The organism is Pseudanabaena sp. lw0831 (assembly GCF_016584665.1).
GTDB lineage: Bacteria > Cyanobacteriota > Cyanobacteriia > Pseudanabaenales > Pseudanabaenaceae > Pseudanabaena.
The window spans coordinates 68,322-87,947 of record NZ_BBJB01000118.1 but is presented as its reverse complement, the minus strand read 5'-3'; the positions used below and the strand labels follow the sequence as shown (position 1 = coordinate 87,947).

The 19,626-nt window shown below is 39.0% G+C and carries 15 protein-coding genes; 8 read left to right on the top strand and 7 right to left on the bottom strand.

Annotation, left to right across the window (positions count from 1 at the left end; all coding sequences use genetic code 11):
* Positions 1–140 precede the first annotated feature (140 nt).
* Entirely contained in the window at positions 141–935 is a 795-nt protein-coding gene (locus APA_RS25010) for a DevA family ABC transporter ATP-binding protein (RefSeq protein ID WP_201324916.1), read from the bottom strand.
* A gap of 149 nt (positions 936–1,084) precedes the next feature.
* On the opposite strand from APA_RS25010, the gene APA_RS25005 reads away from it, so the two are divergent.
* The 8 genes from APA_RS25005 (at position 1,085) to APA_RS24970 (ending at position 10,867) form a co-directional block, all read left to right on the top strand.
* Positions 1,085–1,627, top strand: a complete 543-nt coding sequence (locus APA_RS25005; RefSeq protein ID WP_201324915.1) for a hypothetical protein — start codon at positions 1,085–1,087, stop codon at positions 1,625–1,627.
* 56 nt (positions 1,628–1,683) lie between these two features.
* Positions 1,684–2,964, top strand: a complete 1,281-nt coding sequence (locus APA_RS25000) for an ABC transporter ATP-binding protein (RefSeq protein WP_201324914.1) — start codon at positions 1,684–1,686, stop codon at positions 2,962–2,964.
* A gap of 14 nt (positions 2,965–2,978) precedes the next feature.
* Positions 2,979–3,983, top strand: coding sequence for a glycosyltransferase family 2 protein (locus APA_RS24995; protein ID WP_201324913.1), 1,005 nt, complete (start codon positions 2,979–2,981; stop codon positions 3,981–3,983).
* A 154-nt stretch (positions 3,984–4,137) separates the two neighbouring features.
* Entirely contained in the window at positions 4,138–5,355 is a 1,218-nt protein-coding gene (locus APA_RS24990) for a glycosyltransferase family 4 protein (RefSeq protein ID WP_201324912.1), read from the top strand.
* A 172-nt stretch (positions 5,356–5,527) separates the two neighbouring features.
* Positions 5,528–6,772 carry an ABC transporter ATP-binding protein gene (locus tag APA_RS25385; protein ID WP_236580077.1) on the top strand — a complete coding sequence of 415 codons (1,245 nt, stop codon included), beginning with the start codon at positions 5,528–5,530 and terminating at the stop codon, positions 6,770–6,772.
* Positions 6,773–6,882: 110 nt separating this feature from the next.
* Positions 6,883–7,305 (top strand): acyltransferase, encoded by a 423-nt coding sequence (locus APA_RS24980; RefSeq protein ID WP_236580076.1) that lies wholly within the window; start codon positions 6,883–6,885, stop codon positions 7,303–7,305.
* Between the two features lie 34 nt (positions 7,306–7,339).
* Complete coding sequence (locus APA_RS24975; RefSeq protein ID WP_201324910.1) at positions 7,340–9,634, top strand: polysaccharide pyruvyl transferase family protein; 2,295 nt, start codon at positions 7,340–7,342, stop codon at positions 9,632–9,634.
* A gap of 15 nt (positions 9,635–9,649) precedes the next feature.
* Entirely contained in the window at positions 9,650–10,867 is a 1,218-nt protein-coding gene (locus APA_RS24970) for a glycosyltransferase family 4 protein (protein ID WP_201324909.1), read from the top strand.
* Between the two features lie 44 nt (positions 10,868–10,911).
* On the opposite strand, the gene APA_RS24965 is transcribed toward APA_RS24970, so the two are convergent.
* From APA_RS24965 to APA_RS24940, 6 genes are all read right to left on the bottom strand, one after another.
* Entirely contained in the window at positions 10,912–12,426 is a 1,515-nt protein-coding gene (locus tag APA_RS24965; RefSeq protein WP_201324908.1) for an NADH-quinone oxidoreductase subunit M, read from the bottom strand.
* Between the two features lie 60 nt (positions 12,427–12,486).
* Complete coding sequence (locus tag APA_RS24960; protein WP_201324907.1) at positions 12,487–14,358, bottom strand: NAD(P)H-quinone oxidoreductase subunit F; 1,872 nt, start codon at positions 14,356–14,358, stop codon at positions 12,487–12,489.
* Between the two features lie 81 nt (positions 14,359–14,439).
* Positions 14,440–14,805 carry a heterocyst frequency control protein PatD gene (patD, locus tag APA_RS24955; RefSeq protein WP_201324906.1) on the bottom strand — a complete coding sequence of 122 codons (366 nt, stop codon included), beginning with the start codon at positions 14,803–14,805 and terminating at the stop codon, positions 14,440–14,442.
* 96 nt (positions 14,806–14,901) lie between these two features.
* Positions 14,902–15,297, bottom strand: a complete 396-nt coding sequence (locus APA_RS24950) for a hypothetical protein (RefSeq protein WP_201324905.1) — start codon at positions 15,295–15,297, stop codon at positions 14,902–14,904.
* 446 nt (positions 15,298–15,743) lie between these two features.
* Positions 15,744–16,499: an actin-binding WH2 domain-containing protein gene (locus APA_RS24945; protein ID WP_236580073.1), complete on the bottom strand. Its 756-nt coding sequence runs from the start codon at positions 16,497–16,499 to the stop codon at positions 15,744–15,746.
* A gap of 82 nt (positions 16,500–16,581) precedes the next feature.
* Entirely contained in the window at positions 16,582–19,605 is a 3,024-nt protein-coding gene (locus APA_RS24940) for a glycoside hydrolase family 38 C-terminal domain-containing protein (protein ID WP_201324904.1), read from the bottom strand.
* Between the last annotated feature and the right edge of the window lie 21 nt (positions 19,606–19,626).

Here is a 19,626-nt window from a genome sequence, read left to right as displayed (position 1 = left end):
TATTGCCTTTAAATTCGCTCTGTAGACTTTTTCAGCAAGCCCTAATTAAACCCGAGAACCAAGAACTGTAACGCCCGCACAGCGGGCATTACAGTTCTTGGTTCTCAGGATAGGCGGCGCTTCGCGCCGCCTATCCTGATCTACAACATAAATGTACGCGAATCAACACCTGAAGCATCGCGATTCGCCAGAAAATCATTCATCACATTGTCAGATTCTAAATTGCCGTCCACCAAGTTAATAATGCGATCGGCAACATCAAGAATACGATTGTCATGGGTCACCATCAAAATAGTGATGTTTTCTTCCTTTGCCATTTTTTGCATCAGAGTCACCACATCACGCCCAGATTTTTTATCTAGTGCTGCCGTCGGCTCATCCGCAAGGATTAAATTTGGACGATTGACCAAAGCCCTTGCGATCGCTACCCGTTGTTTTTGTCCCCCCGAAAGGGCATGGGGCTTATAGTCAATCCTCTCACCGAGTCCAAGCTGAGTCAAAATTTCAGCAGACTTATTAGTCGCGATCGCATTACCGCCTTTATGGACAAATAAATCCGTGGACATCATCACATTTTGTCTTGCAGTCAAAGAATAAAAAAGATTATGCGCTTGAAAAATAAAACCAATATTTTTGCGAACTTGCACTAGCTTTTTAGGATTTAACCCTCTAAGTTCCTGCCCTAAAACTTGGAGGCTGCCATCTTGGATTGTCCGTAAAGCACCGATTAAGGTGAGGAGTGTGGTCTTACCTGAGCCAGATGGGCCAGTAAGGATCACAATCTGGCCAGGGTAGATTTCTAGATTGATATCAAATAAAACCTGCTTAAATAGATCTCCTTCACCGTAGTGGAAATTTAAATTACGGATTTGTACCGATGGCTCGACGCTTGGAGACAAGGACTGTGTTGTAGGATTTGAAAAAGTGTCGAGCATATTCTAAAGACCTATGAGCAAAATAAATGACAAATTATAAGATTTATTCAGACTATCAATGAAGCTCTCAGACTATATTAATTATGGCAGGTGCATTTATGCTCTGTGAAATAAAATCTTTTTAATCATTCATCAAAGGTTCTAAACTCATGGCATCACGAACCTTAGTCAAAAATTATGTCGCACAATGGATGCAGATGGGCAAAGCCGTCAGCCTATCAGCCCAAGGCGAGCAAGTTCACGTTTACAAGATTTTACAAGGGGAAAAATATTCACCTTCATTCAATAAACTTTGGGATGAAATTAGTACCACTAAAGCCCATCAAGCATATTTAAGCGGTACTGACCAAACTATTAGCGACTTACTCAACAATAAATGGGAGATTATCGCTTGCGCCCGTTGTAATTTGCTTGTACCGTCCATCGATATGGGGCCAAGGGTTCCTGTCTGCTGTCCATGTGATGACTTACCCAGTCATCCTAACCTAGACTCGGTTGCCCCCCATGTACCAGTCACTTTAGCATCGCATCTTGACGATCTATGCGATCGCCTCACACAAAAGGCAGAAATTCAAGAATCATATGAAGCATCTGACGACGATACATATACATCTGAAGCAGAAAATACCCAAGCTATCCATAATCTCAGAACCTCCATCTTAAAACTTGTCAAATCTAGCCCATCAGAATAATTTCTGACCGATGATATTATTAGTACCTCTTACCGATAACATTTAAGGACTTAAAAATGTCTGATGTCGTAATTCGGGTCGAAAATTTAAGTAAAAAGTACATTATTGGTCACCAAAAGCAAGAAGGCCATACCTCTTTCCGTGATGTGATCACAAATGGGGCAAAGTCTTTGTGGCAAGGATTGACTAGCGATCGCAAAGTAAACCTTGACGATCGCAATGAAGAGTTTTGGGCACTCAAGGATGTGTCATTTGAAATTAAGCAAGGCGATCGCGTTGGCATCATCGGACGCAACGGCGCAGGCAAATCCACCCTCCTCAAAATCCTCAGCCGCATCACCGAACCAACTTCAGGCAAAATCTCTATCAAAGGTCGAGTGGCAAGTCTTTTAGAGGTTGGTACAGGCTTTCATCCCGAACTAACAGGGCGCGAGAATATTTATCTCAACGGCGCAATTTTGGGAATGGATAGATCTGAAATCAAGAAAAAATTTGACGAAATAGTTGCTTTTGCGGAAGTAGAAAAGTTTTTAGATACACCAGTTAAGCGATATTCTTCAGGGATGTATGTTCGCTTAGCTTTTGCGGTAGCAGCGCATCTAGAACCAGAGATTTTGATTGTCGATGAAGTGTTAGCAGTAGGAGATGTTCAGTTTCAAAAGAAGTGTTTAGGCAAGATGGAAGATGTCGCAGAGAAAGAAGGACGAACAGTTTTATTTGTGAGTCATAATTTATCAACCGTCCAAAACTTATGCTCTATGGGGATTTATTTACAATTAGGGAAAATCCAACTTCAAGGATGTACAGAGCAAGTTATTGAAAAATATTTAGATGAAAGTAAGAATCAGATTAAATCATTAAACCTAAAAGATAGAAAAGATCGGAAGGGGACGGGCAAGGTGAAAATCATTGATTTTTTTATAACTAACCACGTGGGTAAAAGACAAGAGATATTAAGGTCTGGTGAAGACTATACCTTTGTTGTGGAAGTTGAAAAAAACAACTCAATTGAGAAGCTAGATAATGTAGTATGCAGTATAGATATACTTGACTCTAAAGGTGATATTTTCTTTCTGGTTAGATCAAATTTCACCAATCAAAATTTCAGTTTGCATAAAACAATTTGCAGAATCGAATGTGAGATCAAAGATCTCAATATAGCTACAGGAGTATATAGTATTCAGCTTTTTCTTTCACATGCTGAAGTAGAGATTCTAGATTCTATTAAAAACGTTGCGGCATTAGTGGTTGATGGTGGCGATTTCTTCGGGACGGGCAGTATCGGCTTGCCATCTCATTGTAAAGTGTTAACCCGTGCTTCTTGGAGCGTAACCTAAATTTTTTTGTTATTATGGCTAGCTTAAATACTCCAGTAGTTTTTATTATCTTTAATCGTCCAGATTTGACACAAATAGTATTTGAGGCAATTCAACAAGCACAACCTAAACAACTATTTGTGATCGCTGATGGCGCACGTAATGAAGCTGAATTAATCCTTTGTCAGCAATCTCGCTCTGTCATAGAGCGAGTTGACTGGGATTGTGAGGTATTTTGTAATTATTCTGAAGTTAATCTTGGATCTAGAAAACGAGTCAGTAGCGGAATAGATTGGGTATTTGAGCAAGTGCCAGAAGCGATAATTTTAGAGGATGATTGTCTTCCCCATCCTTCATTTTTTAATTATTGTCAAGAGCTACTTTCTTATTATCGTGATGACAATAGGATTTGGTGCATAAGTGGTGATAACTTCCAAGATGGTCAATGGAGAGGAGATGGTAGTTATTATTTCTCAAATTACAACCACTGCTGGGGCTGGGCTACTTGGCGCAGATGTTGGCAGAAATATGATCGTAAATATTCCAATTGGTTAAAATTTAGTGATGGTAATTATTTAAAAGGTATTTTAGATAGTGAATTAGAAATTCAATACTGGAGAGAAATTTTTGAGAATTTATACAATTTAATCTGTGAATCAAAATATCCTAATTGGGATTACACTTGGACTTTTACATGCTGGCAAAATCATGGCTTAACAACTCTTCCGAATGTTAACCTTGTCTCGAATCTTGGATGCCGTAGTGATGGTACTAATATAACTAAAGAGTCAAAATTTGCTAATTTACCTGTTGGAGATATTGGTCAAATTCATCACCCATCTTTTATTGCCCGCGATCACCTTGCCGATGAATATACTTTTAATAATAATTTTGGAGGCGAAGCCTTGAGAGAAGCTAATACTTTTTCTGGTAAACTGCATTCTCATCTTTCAAAAACTAAACGAAGAATTATCCGCCTATTTATTGATCCAATTGGTCTTTATTCTTCAGTACGCAAAAAATTTAGTCCTAATAGTTGATTAAGTCTAGTGTTCGTTATAATAATCAGCTCCTTAATTACTAAAGAGAAGCTCATTTTTACCTAAAAGCCTTGATGGGGAAGCATTTTAAGTTTTTTATCCCGTACTTAGGTTCACACTATATATATTTGTTGTAGTAAGTCATGTCAATAGAATGAAAGTACTTCATATCAATCAATCTGATGTTTCTGGTGGTGCAGCGATCGCAGGATATCGGCTACATCAAGGGTTATTAGAACAAGGGATTGATTCTAAGATGCTGGTGGGACATGTGAAGACTGATAGAGATCGCGTCGCGACTATTCCACGTAAAACTCGTTTTGAAAACCAACTTAATCGGATTACGAGATATTCTGGACTTAACGACATTAACCTTTTTAGTAGTTTTGATATTCCCAATCACAAATTTTATCAAGATGCTGATATCCTCAATTTTCATAACTTACATACAGGCTACTTTAACTATTTAGCTATTCCCAAATTAACCAAACCAAAACCTGCAATTTTTACGCTCCATGATATGTGGAGCTTTACTGGGCATTGTGCCCATAGCCATGACTGCGATCGCTGGAAAATCGGCTGTGGTAAATGTCCTTATCCTGATACCTATCCTGCCATTTATCGTGATAGTACTCGCATTGAGTGGAAACTCAAAAACTGGATTTACAGTAAATCAAATCTGACGATCATCACGCTCAGCCATTGGCTAACCGAGCAAGCTAAAGCAAGTATGCTCAGTCGCTTTCCTATCCACCACATTCCCAATGGTATCGATACAAATGCTTATCAACCATTAGATCGACATTTATGCAAACCTATTTTAGATATTCCTCCAAATAAAAAAGTGCTTTTATTTGGAGCAGAAAATCTTAAAGATAAATACAAAGGTGGAGATTTATTATTAAATGCTTTGCAGCAATTACCGCAATCTCTTAAAGCAGAAATACTACTTCTGACCTTTGGTAATGGTAGTGAAGCGATTACTGCTGAATTGGGAATACCAACTATTAACTTGGGATATATTAGTAGCGATCGCCTAAAGTCTATTGCTTATTCTGCGGCTGACTTGTTTGTTTGCCCTACCCGTGCTGATAACTTACCTCTAGTATTACAAGAAAGTATGGCTTGTGGAACGCCAATGGTATCCTTTCACATTGGCGGTGTTCCAGACTTAGTAAGACCGATGGTCACGGGGTATTTAGCAAAGACTGAAGATGCCAAGGATTTTTGTAATGGTATTGTAACGTTACTAGAAGATGAGCAATTATGGAAAACCATGAGCGCTAATTGCCGTGCGATCGCCCTTGCTGAATATTCTTTAGAATTGCAAGCAGAGCGTTATATCAAACTTTACAAAGAGATTTTGCTTTAAATCACAAAAGCAAGATGCGGTGCAAAGCACCGCATCTTGCTTAACTACGCCAATTCCATAAATGATCTGACAAAAACACCTATAGATCTAAAGCAGGAGATAACTATCTACATAATTTTCAGAACGATGATATTATTAGTAATCTTTGGCGATACGATTTAAGGACTCAAAAATGTCTGATGTAGTAATTAGAGTCGAAAATTTAAGTAAAAAGTACATAATTGGTCACCAAAAGCAAGAACACCATACGTCTTTCCGCGATGTGATCTCTAATGGGGCAAAGTCTCTTTGGCAAGGCTTTACAAGCGATCGCAAAGGTTTGCTTTGCGATCACAGCGAAGAGTTTTGGGCGATCAAGGATATGTCTTTTGAAATTAAGCAAGGCGATCGCGTTGGCATCATCGGACGTAACGGCGCAGGTAAATCCACCCTCCTCAAAATCCTCAGCCGCATCACCGAACCAACTTCAGGCAGAATCTCCATCAAAGGCAGAGTCGCCAGTCTCCTAGAAGTCGGTACAGGTTTCCATCCAGAATTAACAGGTCGAGAAAATATTTATCTCAACGGCGCAATTTTGGGAATGGATAGATCTGAGATCAAGAAAAAATTTGACGAAATAGTTGCCTTTGCTGAAGTAGAAAAGTTTTTAGATACTCCAGTTAAGCGTTATTCTTCAGGAATGTATGTACGCTTAGCGTTTGCAGTAGCAGCGCATTTAGAGCCAGAGATTTTGATTGTCGATGAAGTATTGGCAGTTGGAGATGCAGCATTTCAAAAGAAGTGTTTAGGCAAGATGGAAGATGTCGCGGAGAAAGAAGGGCGAACAGTTTTATTTGTGAGTCATAATATTGGAGCAATTAAGACTTTATGTAACCAAGGTCTTGTTTTAAATACTGGTAATTTGATTTATTTCGGTGCTATTAATGGAGCCATCGAAGAATATAACACTACTAGAAATAAATTTATCTCGCATCATTATCTAGCTAGCCAAGAAAACCACAATCCTTACATTAAAGAAATCAAAGTTTTTCAAGAAGGTATAAAAGATGACCATTTTCAAATGGACTTGCCAGTCCACATCTCTTGTGAATTTGACAATAAGGAAGTTAAAGATATTGTTGTAACTGTAGTTATTCGTAATAGCCAAGGTGATTGGCTGATACATAGTACAGATGAGTTTTCACAATATCCCTATGATACAGATGATTCTCTTAGAAGAATTACTATACCTAGTTTTATTTTAGCGGAAGGTATTTATTATATGATATTCGCATTGGGAACTAGACAAGGGACTCTGTATCAAAAACTAGAAGATATAATTAAATTTAATTTAGAAGTAGCAGGTGAAATGTCAGACAAGATGAGTAGAAGTCATTGGAAAGGTTGTTTAGCTCCAGGGGTTCTTCAATGGAATTAATACGCAATTTAATCAGGCTTTTTTTGGAAATAATAGCGGATCTTGAATTCAAATTTGGGAGGGTTTCTCTATCTAGAAATCCAATATGTAGAATATTGCATCTTAAGTATATGAATATTCAATTTGGCAATAAATTTTATGCTGGGCAAAATATTTACATTAAAAACAAGGGAAACCTAAGGTTTGGAAATCGTTGCACTCTTGGTAGTTTTGCTCGTATTTGGAATTATGCTCCTATCACAATAGGTGACGATTTTATGTCGGCAGGTGGATTAACTCTCAACTCTGGAACTCATGATCCCATTACTTTAGAACCAAAAGCGATGGAAATCAATATAGGAAATCGCGTTTGGTGTGCAATGAATGTAACAATTATTGCTGGTGTCACTATAGGGCATGATGTAGTTATTGGAGCTGGTAGCGTAGTGGTCAAAGATATTCCTAATGGATGTATTGTAGCTGGTGTACCTGCCAAAAAAATCAGGGATATAGATAGAACCAATATAGACTTATATAATCCTTTTGACACTTAGAATACAATTAAATTAAATCAAGTATAAAAATAGTATGTTTTCAACAATTAAACAAAAACTTAAATCAACTCTAACTGAAAAACAATTAAATCGATTTCGGGGAATTTATTCACTGAGTTTATTAGCTTATATAGATATTCGATCAAATATACTTGCCAACGTTTTTCCTCAAAAGCCTGAAACTCTTAATTTGTTAGTCAATGATGTTTGTAATTCTCGCTGTCAAATGTGTTTAATTTGGCAACAAAAAAAAGATAAAGAAGTTACTCCCGATGAATTAGCAAAAATATTATCCGATAGCTTATTTAGCGAAATTAAATATATAGGTGTAAGTGGTGGAGAACCAACGCTTCGATCTGACTTACCAGAACTCTATAGAGTAATATGTTCTAAAGAACCGAGAATTATAGGTACAGGAATTATTACCAATGCCATTATTCATGAAACTGTAAAGCAGCGTATTTTAGAATCTGCTGCTATTTGCAAAAGTTATGGTGTTGGATTTAATGTCATGATTTCTCTGGATGGAATAGGCGATGTTCATGATGCTGTAAGGGGACGCAAAAATAATTTTGATTCTGCTATCTCTCTATTGAAATTCTTTCATGAAGAAACAGATATCCCTTCATCATTTGGATGTACGATCACTTCTTCAAATGCACTTTATGTAGATGAACTCCTCGATTATGCCGAATCAAAAAGCTTATATGGTCGATTTCGGGTTGCAGAATACATTGATCGCCTCTATAACTCCCAACAAGGTCAATTTGTCAGAGCATTTGACGAAAAGACGCTCTATCATCTAGGGTTATTCTTTTTTCGAGTTGAGCATGAATTTGAAAAAGACTTAATGTTAAAAAAAACCTATAGAAATATTCGTGGAATGTTAGTAGAACATAAACCTAGATCGATAGGATGTCCTTATCAATCTAGAGCCGCAGTTTTAACTGCTAAAGCAGAACTCTTGTATTGCTCACCCAAATCGCCTTCCTTGGGAAGTACTCTAGAAATTGCAGCAGAAAAGCTCTACTTCTCTAATATTTCAAAAAGGCAAGAGATCATTGATAAAGACTGCTCTAGCTGTATTCATGATTATCATGAGCCACTTACAGCTAAAGAAAAAGTATTATCCTATTTAGAAGCAAGAAGAAGAAGAAAGTATGAATGTTCTAAGCTCCTAAGTCTATCTTCCAAACTCATAGAGTCAAGTCTGAAATTAACAAAATTATCCTCTGTTTCCTCTAAAACTGTATTGATAGTAGGTTGGTATGGAACTGAGACTGTAGGAGACAAAGCTATATTATGGTCTATCATTAGTGAACTACGCGATCGCTCTAACCCTCCAAGCAAGATATATCTCACCAGCCTTTATCCATTTATCTCTCATTGGACTCTCAATGAAATGGACTTAGAGAATATTTCTATTGTTGAAACTTACTCTAAAGAATTTGAAGAAGTATGTACCCAGATTGATGAAGTAGTTGTGGGAGGTGGACCTTTAATGGATATAGAACCTCTTAATCATATTCTTTATGCATTTATGGCAGCTAATAAATCTGGTGCTATTACAAGAGTTGAAGGCTGTGGGATTGGCCCTCTTAAATCTCCACTTTATACTAGAGTCGTTTCTGAAATTATCAGATTAGCTGATTATGTAAGCCTTCGGGATCGAGATTCTGCGGATAGAATCTTGAAAGAGTTTCCAGTTAAATCTCTCAAGGTTATTCCCGATCCTGCAACTAATTATGTCCATTTCATCAAATTATCTGGCAATTTAGATCGGAATATTCCTCCACTTGGATCTGCTAAAAATATTTCTTGTTTTCTGCGGGAGTGGGGGATAGAATATATAGGGGAACTAAATCCAGAGGAATTTATATTGACTAAATATAAATTTGAGCAACAAATTGTGGAAATGATTCTAACACTTAGTTCGGAGTATGAGGCAGATATTCATTTGTTGCCAATGCACACTTTTTCTGTTGGTGGAGATGACAGGGTTTTCAATAGAAAATTTGATGCAAATTTATCAGGTTTAGTCTCTAACAAGGAGTTAACAAATAAAATCTTCTATACTAGGGAACCGATTTCTCCAAAAGAAATACTTCAAAGTATGTACAATGCAAAGTTGAATATTTGTATGAGATTCCATTCAGTGTTATTTGCTGAATCCCTTGGCGTACCATATATTGCGATAGACTATACCAATGGAGGGAAAATCAAAGCTTTCTTAGAAGGTAAAGGAAAGTTAAACCGCTTAATTTCTCTTTCTGAAGTAGCAAATGGAAATTGGCGCACTCGATTACCAAATATCATCCAAAGTATCTAGTAGATATTCTTAACCATGCAAGTTTTACATATCAATCAATCTGATATTTCTGGTGGAGCTGCGATCGCAGGATATCGTCTTCATCAAGGATTATTGGAACAAGGAATTAATTCTAAGATGTTGGTGGGAAATGTTAAGACCAATAGCGATCGCATAGAAGCTGTGCCTCGTAAACCCCGTTTTGAAAATCAAATTAATCGATTTACTAAATATTCTGGACTCAATGATATTAACCTTTTTAGCAGTTTTGATATTACCAATCACAAATTTTATCAAGATGCTAATATCCTCAATTTTCACAACTTACATACAGGCTACTTTAACTATTTAGCTATTTCCAAATTAACTAAAGCAAAACCTGCAATTTTTACCCTCCATGATATGTGGAGTTTTACTGGACATTGTGCTTATAGCTATGACTGCGATCGCTGGAAAATTGGCTGTGGTAAATGTCCTTACCCAGATACCTATCCAGCCATTCATCGTGATAGTACTCGCATTGAGTGGAAACTTAAAAATTGGATTTACAATAAATCAAATTTGACTATCATCACCCTCAGTCGTTGGCTAACGGAACAAGCTAAAGCAAGTATGCTCAGTCACCTTCCCATCCTCCACATTCCCAATGGTATTGATACAAATGCCTATCAACCATTAGATCGACATTTATGTAAGGCTGTTTTAGGTATTCCTCAAGATAAAAGAGTACTTTTGTTCGGTGCAGAAAGCCTTAAAGATAAACGTAAAGGTGGGGATTTATTATTCAATGCTTTGCAGCAATTACCACAATCCCTTAAATCTGAGATACTACTCCTGACCTTTGGTAATGGTAGCGAAGCGATTACTGCTGAATTGCGAATACCAACTATTAATTTGGGATACGTTAGTAGCGATCGCTTAAAGTCTATTGCTTATTCCGCATCTGACCTGTTTGTTTTTCCTACCCGTGCTGATAACTTACCTCTGGTATTACAAGAAAGCATGGCTTGTGGAACGCCAATGGTATCCTTTGACATTGGTGGTGTTTCAGACCTAGTAAGACCGATGACCACAGGTTATTTAGCAAAGCCAGAAGATGCCACGGATTTTTGTAATGGTATTGTTACGTTACTGGAAGATGAGCAATTACGGCAAACTATGAGCGTCAATTGTCGTGCGATCGCCCTTGCGGAGTATTCTTTAGAATTGCAAGCAGAGCGTTATATCAAACTTTACAAAGAGATTTTGCTTTAAATCACAAATGCAAGAAGGGGTGCTTTGCACCCCTTCTTACTTAACTATTCTCCCAAAGCAATATGACTAGGCTTAGTGTGATTTGGCGCGATCGCATCGGCGGAACTCTCGATCATTTTGGTGGCAAAGTTGGGAACTAGTCCAAAGAACACGATGATCAGCGCAAGAGCTATCGCAGGAAATTTTTCTTGCCATTTTGCAAAGGGAAAATTACTAATCGGTGGTTGACTCGCAACTTTTTCGACGGCAAGACGACCAAAAAATACGCGATCGATCATGATTAGGAAATAGACCGCAGTTAATCCAGTCCCAATCATACAGAGAAGAGTCTGGATTGGGAAAACTGCAAAACTACTTCGGAAAATCACAAATTCAGCAATAAACCCAATCATTCCTGGTGTACCTGCGCTTGCCATTGCCGCCAAAATCATCAGCGAACCTGTAATTGGTAAACCACGTTCAGGATTGAGCAAACCATTAAGAGAGTTGATATCGCGGGTTCCCGTTTTCTTGTAAACAATACCCACCAGAATAAATAGTAGTGCCGAGATAAGACCATGACTAACCATCTGAAAAGTAGCCCCTACTAGTGACAATGGAGTAGCAGCGGCTAAGGCGAGAAGGATATAACCCATATGTCCTACAGAGCTATAGGCAACCATTTTCTTCATGTCTGTCTGAGTGATTGCTGTGAGACATCCATAAATTACACTGACCACAGCCCAACCAGCCAGAAAAGGAGCGATCGCTTGCCATGCTTCGGGCAGTAACCCCAGTCCAAACCGCAATAGACCATAAGTTCCTAGTTTCAGTAGAACTCCTGCGAGTAGTGTGGAAACTGGGGTTGAGGCTTCAACGTGGGCATCGGGTAACCATGTATGCAATGGCACGATTGGGATTTTGATACCAAAGCCAAGGAGTAGCAGAATCAGCAAAATTCCTTTGGTGGTTTTCGATACTCCTTCAAGATTTAAATCTTGATAGTTAAAGGTAAAGGCTGCATCACCACTGCCAAAAAATGCTATGCCAAAGAATGCAGCTAAGATCAGCACACCTGAGATGGCAGTATAAATTAAAAACTTGGTTGCCGCGTAGCCGCGTTTTTCTCCGCCCCAAATCGCGATTAATAAATAGAGGGGAACTAGTTCAACTTCAAAGAAAAGAAAGAAAAGGAGTAAGTTTTGAGCAAGAAATGCTCCATTGACTCCGCCCCCAAGCAGTAATAGCAGGGGGAAATAGAGTCGAGGACGTTGGACATCATTGCTTATGTAGATAGCGACAATCAGCAATAATCCATTCATTAGAACTAGGGGGAAGGATAGACCATCAACACCTAACCTATAAGTGAGTCCGATCGGATCTAACCAAGCTAAGGATTCACTTAATTGGATTGTAGATAGACTAATATCGAATTTGGTGATTAAGAAGAGAGACCATCCAAATGTAGCGATCGCAATTCCCAACGATATTCGGCGTAACTGTTGGGAGTCGAGGGCTGCTCCCACTAAAACGATAAGAAGTGCACCTGCGATCGGTACCCAAACCAATGTACTAAGCATATTTGATTAAAAAATAATAATTAAAACCATTAAATATTCAGCGCCTAAGGCGCTGAATATTTAGTTCAGACCATAAAAAGCGGCAAATCCGATCAGAATTAGACCGATCATGATTGTCAGCACATACTGCTGTAATCGTCCTGTCACCGTGTATTTCAAGCTTTCGCCACTAAATATTGAGGCAAAGCCAACAAAATTGACCGAACCATCGACTAAATAGCGATCAATCCAAGCCAAAAATTTGGAACCGCCGCCCACAATCAAGACCACCGTGTATTTATAGATGGCTTGGACATAGAGGTCATAGGCTAGTAAATCCTGTACAGCCTTCCATACTTGACGAGTAGCCTTGGGCAACATCGGTACGGAGCTACCAGTTTCGTAGGGTTTGATGTAGATATATGCACCTAATCCAAAGCCCAGAAGCCCAGAAGCAGCAAGCACGACAGTACCCCAGATATCTACTGTATCTAAGTCAATATCTACAAATTCCCATGATGGTAACAAGATGGGCACAAGCAAAGTAATGATTGTCAGTGAGACTAATGGAAGTGCTACTTGCCAAGCAACTTCAGGCGCACGACGGGTTTTGGGCTGGGTTGGGCCAAGAAATACAAGTGCAAACATTCGCATTAGTCCGAAGGCGGTAATGCTATTGACTAATAAGGCGATCGCAATTAACCAAGAGTCACTATTCCAAAATGTTTCTTCCCAACGTAAGAGCGTCCAAAATCCACCAAAGGGAATCAGTGCCACTAAGCCCAGTGAGCCAACAATAAAGCCGACTAGACTGGCGGGCATTCGCGTCTTAATGCCGCCCATTTCTGTGAGATCTTGAGTCATTGTGGACATCATCACAGCCCCTGAACTCAGGAATAGCAGTGCTTTGCTGATGCCATGACTAAAGAGCAAACCCATTGCTAGCTCTGGTTGTTGCATACCCACAGCGATAAAAACTAGACCTAGGTAAGCGCTGGTTGAGTGAGATAGGGCCCGTTTCATATCGATTTGGGCGATCGCAACTAGTGATGTCCCGATCGCTGTAATTGCGCCAATCACCACCGAAACTTCTGCTGCCACTGGGAACAGAGTTAATACGGGCTGAAACTTAATCAGGACATAGGCTCCTGCGCCAACAACTACGGAATTTCGCAAAATCGAAGCAGGGTTTGGACCCTCCATCGCCTCATCAAGCCATAGATGCAGTGGGAACTGAGCACATTTACCTAGTGGTCCCGCAATTAGAGCTAGTCCTAATAATGTGCCAAATTGTTGATGTTCTGCAAAATAGGCGATCGTTTGCGGTGCATCAGCCCATGTTTTGAGATCGGAAAAATTCAAACTATCCGTAAGATTGGACAATGTAACTACAGCCATTAACAAAAATAAGTCGCCGACTCTTTTTGTCCAAAAGGCATCTCTTGCAGCGGTCACCACTAGGGGCTGTGCATACCAAAATCCGACTAATAAATATGTGGATAGGGTGAGCATTTCCAGCAGGGCATAGCTGAAAAATAGTGAGTCACTAAAAGCAATCCCAGTGATCGCGGCTTCAAAAAAGCCGATTAAGGCGCAAAATCTGGCGATCGCCCAATCAGTTTCGAGAGAGCCTAGTCCATAGACCTGTGAGATTAGACTCATCACGGCAATCATCACTGATGCACCGACACTAATCGTGGAAATATCAAAGGAGCAAGCAAGATTTAGATCAAAAGCTTGAAACCAAATAAATTCAAATTGTTGAGAAGGTTGTCCCCAAATTGATGTCAGCAGCCAACAGCTATGCAGTAGTGCTAGTACAGTCATCAATATGTTTAGGTAAGCAGCCGGACGCGGCCCTGTACGACGCACTATCCTTAATGACCAAGGGAGCGTTAGCCCTGCACCCAGCAAACCATAGCAAGGAAGTAACCAAGCTGTTTCTAGGATCATTGATTTTACTATAGAGTTTTTACTATGTTTATATTAATATCTATCGATTATTTTATAAGCTTACAATAAAATGTTTCGCGACTAAATTTTATGGAGATCGCCATAATGCATTTGGAAATAGCTATCTAATAGGAAAAAGCGATCGCAAGCTTGTTGATACCGTTTTTGCCAAGTAGCGGGACTACGTGAGGTTTGCAACATGGTTAAATCTACGCCAAGCATTTTTAATTGTTTATCAATCTCCACTTGCAAAGATAAATCTTGCGGTGTTATCTCTAAATCCGTATTTACAAGGCTTGACTGAAAAAATATTTGAATTTCGCGATGCGATCGCAGCCAGTCTTTGGCGATTGCGGGTGCAGACTCTTTCTGGGATGAGATCGCTGTTTGCAATATTTTTAACTGATTTTGCAAATCACTAACTAAAGCTAAATAATCTTGTGTCAAGGTTTTAGTAATGAAATTTGCACGATACTACAACAATAAAGACCTAATTTTTTGTTCGCTGCGAAGCCGCGCCCAAAAAATTAGTTTGCAGAACCATTAGATGATTTTATTTGTTTGCAAGTTAAGCATTTCTCTCTGGACATTCATGCCGATGACTAACGCATCACTCAGCATAGAACTGTACTGTTCGGCTTGATTCTTCACCTCTAAGGACTCTAAGGCAATTAGATTTTGCTCAATATTGTCAAAAAGCTGGCGATGACTACTTAAAAAATTACGATGTTCTCGCAGGATTTTTTCAGTAGTCAAGCCACAAATTAGACTATCTCTACTTAGCTCAAGTGCTTGCAGTATATCTTCGCGATGATTGAGATTTGCGGATTGATTCGCAACTTGATTGCCGACGGACTTTAGGCGATCGCAAATATCGACAGCAACAATTACTTGATTATATTTATCTACTTCATCGAGAAGATGGGATAAACAAGCCATTTTTTTAGATCTCGTCCAAGCAAACAGGTTCCAAACAGCGAACAGAATTAGGACAAATGAGAATACAAAAATGGCAAATCCAACTTGATCTTGGCGATTATCTATGGGTCTCCCAAGAGATTGAAAGATCAAAATACTAATTGGCAAACTAAAAATTGAAATTAAGAATAGAGTGATAACTTCACTCAACAAGAAAGGAAGCAAGCATTTTTTCTTTTGAAGTATAGAAATTCTATAAGCACTTCCAATGAATAAAAGGCTAATCTCTTTTCCTGTTACTCTCTCTAGATCTTGTTCAGTGATCTGCAAATTCCTAATATCAGTTTGCATGTTTGTTAGGTATGAGTTCTACGATTTAATAGAGAACCAATTTTTTGTGGCGCGGCTTCGCCGCGCCACAAAAAATTGGTTCTCTATTTTACTGCTAATTCCTAAACTCAGGTTTATTAGACAAATAAATGCTTAATAGCATTCCAGACCGCCATATAGAAATTACCTTCACGAGGACGGAAAAAATCAAATTTGGAGCCAAAGGAACCAAAAAACGGTCTGAGTGTCCAAGCCATCTGACTACCAACAAAAGCATAAAGACCAAGCCAAAACTTCAAAATCGATATCCGAACTTTGCGGTTTTTGTCAATCGCTGTATCTTCTATCACTAAACCTTTATCTGAGACAATGGTTTCCACTTTTGGTAGTAAAACTTGATAGAGAAAGTAAACCCCAATAATTCCTGTTAACGTAAATATGACAACGTTTAACAACAAGAAAAAGGAATAACTTTCTGTCGTAATCAAGAAGAATAAAGTGACTGGAGCAAAACCAAATAATAAGGTACTCGTAATAGTCACCGCGCAAAGTAAAATCGCCGTATATTGACTCAGACGAGTTTTTGCACCGAAGTAAACATTAAAGAAATAGAGTGCCGGTAAGCAAATTGCTAGGGTGATGAGGAATAAAAATGGCAACTTAGCTGCCGAAGATAAAACCTGCATCCAAGAGCTAACGGCTCCAATCAATCCGCCATAAACCGCCAAAAATATAGAGCTACAGACTAACAAGCCCAATATTTTGGTATTGACTTTGATACCGTCATAGATTTCTTGAATAAACCGATCGCGATCGCTAAGTAAGTCAATAAGAACTGAAAAAAATGGCATAAAGTTTTGAGGGCTGAAGTTAAACTTGATAACTCTGGACATTTTTTGAACAGTAAATGTTCCTTAATTTATAGTCGCGATCAAACCCCAAGAAGTTAATAGCGGCGCTATTAACTTCTTGGTTTTACTTGTGTAGCCAGAAAAAAGTTTTAATTTCATAGGGCTTAAATATAACTTTTAAGTGATTGGACTCGTCTACAAATATTTGAAGTAAAGTATTCTTGTTTTCCATCAAATCACATTCCCAAATATTCTCTAATTGCAATGAATCGAGTGCAATCTCAATTTCAGTTTCAGTTGTTTGCCCATGCGCCTCATAAAAACGCATAACCCAACCTAACTGATCCTGCGATCGCTTAAAAGCTGAGAGAACAATATTTGGTGCAGAGACTCGTACAAAACTTTGTTGTTTTGTTGGAATTGGTGAATGTTGTAAAACAAGAGGGTTGTTTAAATCTTGAGCAAGTTGGACAATGTTTGCTTCACGCCAATCACCTTGATGGGGAACTAATCGATAGGTAAATTCATGATGACCGAGATCGCTATTTGGACTGGGCCAATTAGGACTACGCAGCAAAGTTAAACGTAAACATTCAGGTTTTGCGTCATAGCCATACTTACTGTCATTAAGAACACTCAACCCAATCCCAGAGTTTGCTCCCGCCACAGGCGGGAGCAAACTCTCTGGGATTGGAGAAACCGCGATATCTGCCCAATATTGTGCGGGAACTTCCCATTTAGCTTTTGCTTCAGTCGTTTCGCCAAGAGTACTGCGCTGAATCGTTCCCATTGGAATTTCGTAAGTAGCATAGAGCGATCGCCAATTTACTGGAAAAGCTACTTTGACTAGGGTGTATTCCTCTTGCCAATCAACCCAATTATTAACAGTAATAAATGGCTCAAAGGCAGTTAGTTGAATCTCTTGGGTGAAGGTTGAATTACGGAACTTTTGGACAGTGCGGACTGATACTTGTAGGCTACTATTGCTAGAAATTACAGCTGATTCGAGCGTTGTCGATTCTAATTTTTTACTTTCATAATTTGGATCAATATTCCATGCATCCCAATATTGTCCCTTGTCTTCAAAAAACTGGATGGTACTAGGTGATTGCAAGATCGCTTTTTGCGATCGCTTGTCAAATATTTGCGCGATCGCACCAGTTTTAAGCTCAATCTCGACTTTAAGATATCTATTCTCTAGATAAAATTTTTCACTATCAGAAGTAATACTTAAAGGCTCATTTGTCTCGGAAATTCCTACAGATTCCAGTTCTGCAAATCCAAAGCTAGGAATATTCGCTAACCAACAGAATGAACCGTCTGACTTTTTGACTAACTGCGATCGCGGCCAGTTGAGAAAATTCCATGCTTGCAAATTAGTATTTTCTTGGATGTCAATAGGAAGCAGGTGATCGCAAATTTCTCTTGCCTCAGTCCATGTGCGATTGGCATCAATGAATACTTCAGGAATTGATGTGCCAGTGAGAATATCATGAAACTGATTGAGCAATAATCCTTGCCAAGCATTCTCTAATTGAGTTTTAGGATAGGGAATATTTGTAATTAAAGATGCGATCGCGCTATATTTTTCGGCATTACCGATTAGAACTTCAACTTGGCGATTTTGTCGTTTTTGTTCGGCTTTGGATGTAAATGTGCCGCGATGAAATTCTAAATAAAGTTCATCTTGCCAAACTGGTAGATCTGCGGGTAATTTCTCTTTGAGATTTAATAGAAAATCCTCTAATGTGCTGGGCTGCATTTCAAAGAAGATGGGTGAATCCGCCCACTTGCGTCCCATGTCGAGCATATCCGCCGTTGGCCCCCCACCATGATCGCCAACACCATAGAGCCATGCAGTCTCAGTGATATCGTGTTTTTCTTCCTGAGTGGCAAGATATTTTGCGATCGCGACAGGTTCCAGTCCCAGACCAATCTCATTACTAAAATAAGTAAAGATACGACTTCCATCTACACCTTCCCACCAAAAAATTTGATGCGGGAATTTGTTAGTGTCATTCCACATTAGTTTTTGCGTAACAAATGCTTCAAAGCCACTTTTTAAGAGGATCTGCGGCATTTGCCAATGAAACCCGAAAGTGTCTGGCAACCATGCGATTTTAACTTCTCGATTAAACTTTTTACGAAAATATTCCTGCCCATAAAGAATCTGCCTAATTAAAGATTCTCCACTCGGCAAGTTCCCATCTGGCTCCACCCACATACCGCCGATCAGTTCCCATTTACCATCGGCGACGGCAGATTGAATACGGGCAAATAATTCAGGATATTCTGTTTCCATCCATTGATAAGAGACAGTCGTACTTTGATTAAAAAATAATTCTGGATAATGCTCTTGGAGGTTTAAAGCCGATGTAAATGTGCGTTGCATTGCATCTTTAGTTTCTGCGATCGCCCATAACCAAGCCACATCAATATGCGAATTTCCCAGCATATAAATCTGACGCTGTTTAAGGAATTCGCTATATTGCAGAAGAGGTTTACGAATTTCCGCTAGTTGCTTAAAGATGCTTTCACTTGTAATCGATTCAGGCATTGCGAATAGATTAATTAATCTATTTGCGGCAGTTTCAAGAGGTTGTAAATCAATCTGGTTCTTAGTAAAAACTGGAATATAAGTCTGGAGAATTTCTAATTCGATCGCTAACTGATCGGGATCGCATGGTTGTTGCGAATATTCAAAGATTAATTCTGAAAGTTGTAATGCGCCAATATCGTGTTTAGGGCTATTTAGCTTGATTTCTAGGATGAATTCATCGAGAGGTTCCGCATGATTAGTTAATAAAATCCGACATTTCTGATCAAATAAATCCCCTTCTTGGACTTTATTTCCATTAATCCACACCTCACAAATATCCACCCACCATATTAAATTGAGCCGAATCGTGGAGCCGATGATCGATAATCCTGCATAGCTCTCTGGTACTTGCCAAGCTTGCTTTAAATGAATGTTTTCCTCACATTGCAAGAAAGCTACCATCGGCTTATTTTGCTTAGTGCTTACCGTTGGTAAAGTCTCCCAAGCACCCTGTTCATTTTCTCTTTGCCAATTGCTGAGTATAGATAAACGCGATCGCGTTTTTAATTGCTCGATAACCTTAGCCAGACTTGTCACTAAATCAGCCATTCAGTCTATGTCTCCAAATTC

What these genes read in the sequence shown, in the direction of transcription:
- APA_RS24990 (WP_201324912.1), top strand. Translation starts at nt 4,138, where the DNA reads ATGAAAGTACTTCATATCAATCAATCTGATGTTTCTGGTGGTGCAGCG.
- APA_RS24980 (WP_236580076.1), top strand. Translation starts at nt 6,883, where the DNA reads ATGAATATTCAATTTGGCAATAAATTTTATGCTGGGCAAAATATTTAC.
- APA_RS25010 (WP_201324916.1), bottom strand. Translation starts at nt 935, where the DNA reads ATGCTCGACACTTTTTCAAATCCTACAACACAGTCCTTGTCTCCAAGC.
- APA_RS25000 (WP_201324914.1), top strand. Translation starts at nt 1,684, where the DNA reads ATGTCTGATGTCGTAATTCGGGTCGAAAATTTAAGTAAAAAGTACATT.
- APA_RS24940 (WP_201324904.1), bottom strand. Translation starts at nt 19,605, where the DNA reads ATGGCTGATTTAGTGACAAGTCTGGCTAAGGTTATCGAGCAATTAAAA.
- APA_RS24970 (WP_201324909.1), top strand. Translation starts at nt 9,650, where the DNA reads ATGCAAGTTTTACATATCAATCAATCTGATATTTCTGGTGGAGCTGCG.
- APA_RS24945 (WP_236580073.1), bottom strand. Translation starts at nt 16,499, where the DNA reads ATGTCCAGAGTTATCAAGTTTAACTTCAGCCCTCAAAACTTTATGCCA.
- APA_RS24975 (WP_201324910.1), top strand. Translation starts at nt 7,340, where the DNA reads ATGTTTTCAACAATTAAACAAAAACTTAAATCAACTCTAACTGAAAAA.
- APA_RS24995 (WP_201324913.1), top strand. Translation starts at nt 2,979, where the DNA reads ATGGCTAGCTTAAATACTCCAGTAGTTTTTATTATCTTTAATCGTCCA.
- APA_RS24950 (WP_201324905.1), bottom strand. Translation starts at nt 15,297, where the DNA reads ATGGCTTGTTTATCCCATCTTCTCGATGAAGTAGATAAATATAATCAA.
- APA_RS25005 (WP_201324915.1), top strand. Translation starts at nt 1,085, where the DNA reads ATGGCATCACGAACCTTAGTCAAAAATTATGTCGCACAATGGATGCAG.
- APA_RS24965 (WP_201324908.1), bottom strand. Translation starts at nt 12,426, where the DNA reads ATGCTTAGTACATTGGTTTGGGTACCGATCGCAGGTGCACTTCTTATC.
- APA_RS24960 (WP_201324907.1), bottom strand. Translation starts at nt 14,358, where the DNA reads ATGATCCTAGAAACAGCTTGGTTACTTCCTTGCTATGGTTTGCTGGGT.
- APA_RS25385 (WP_236580077.1), top strand. Translation starts at nt 5,528, where the DNA reads ATGTCTGATGTAGTAATTAGAGTCGAAAATTTAAGTAAAAAGTACATA.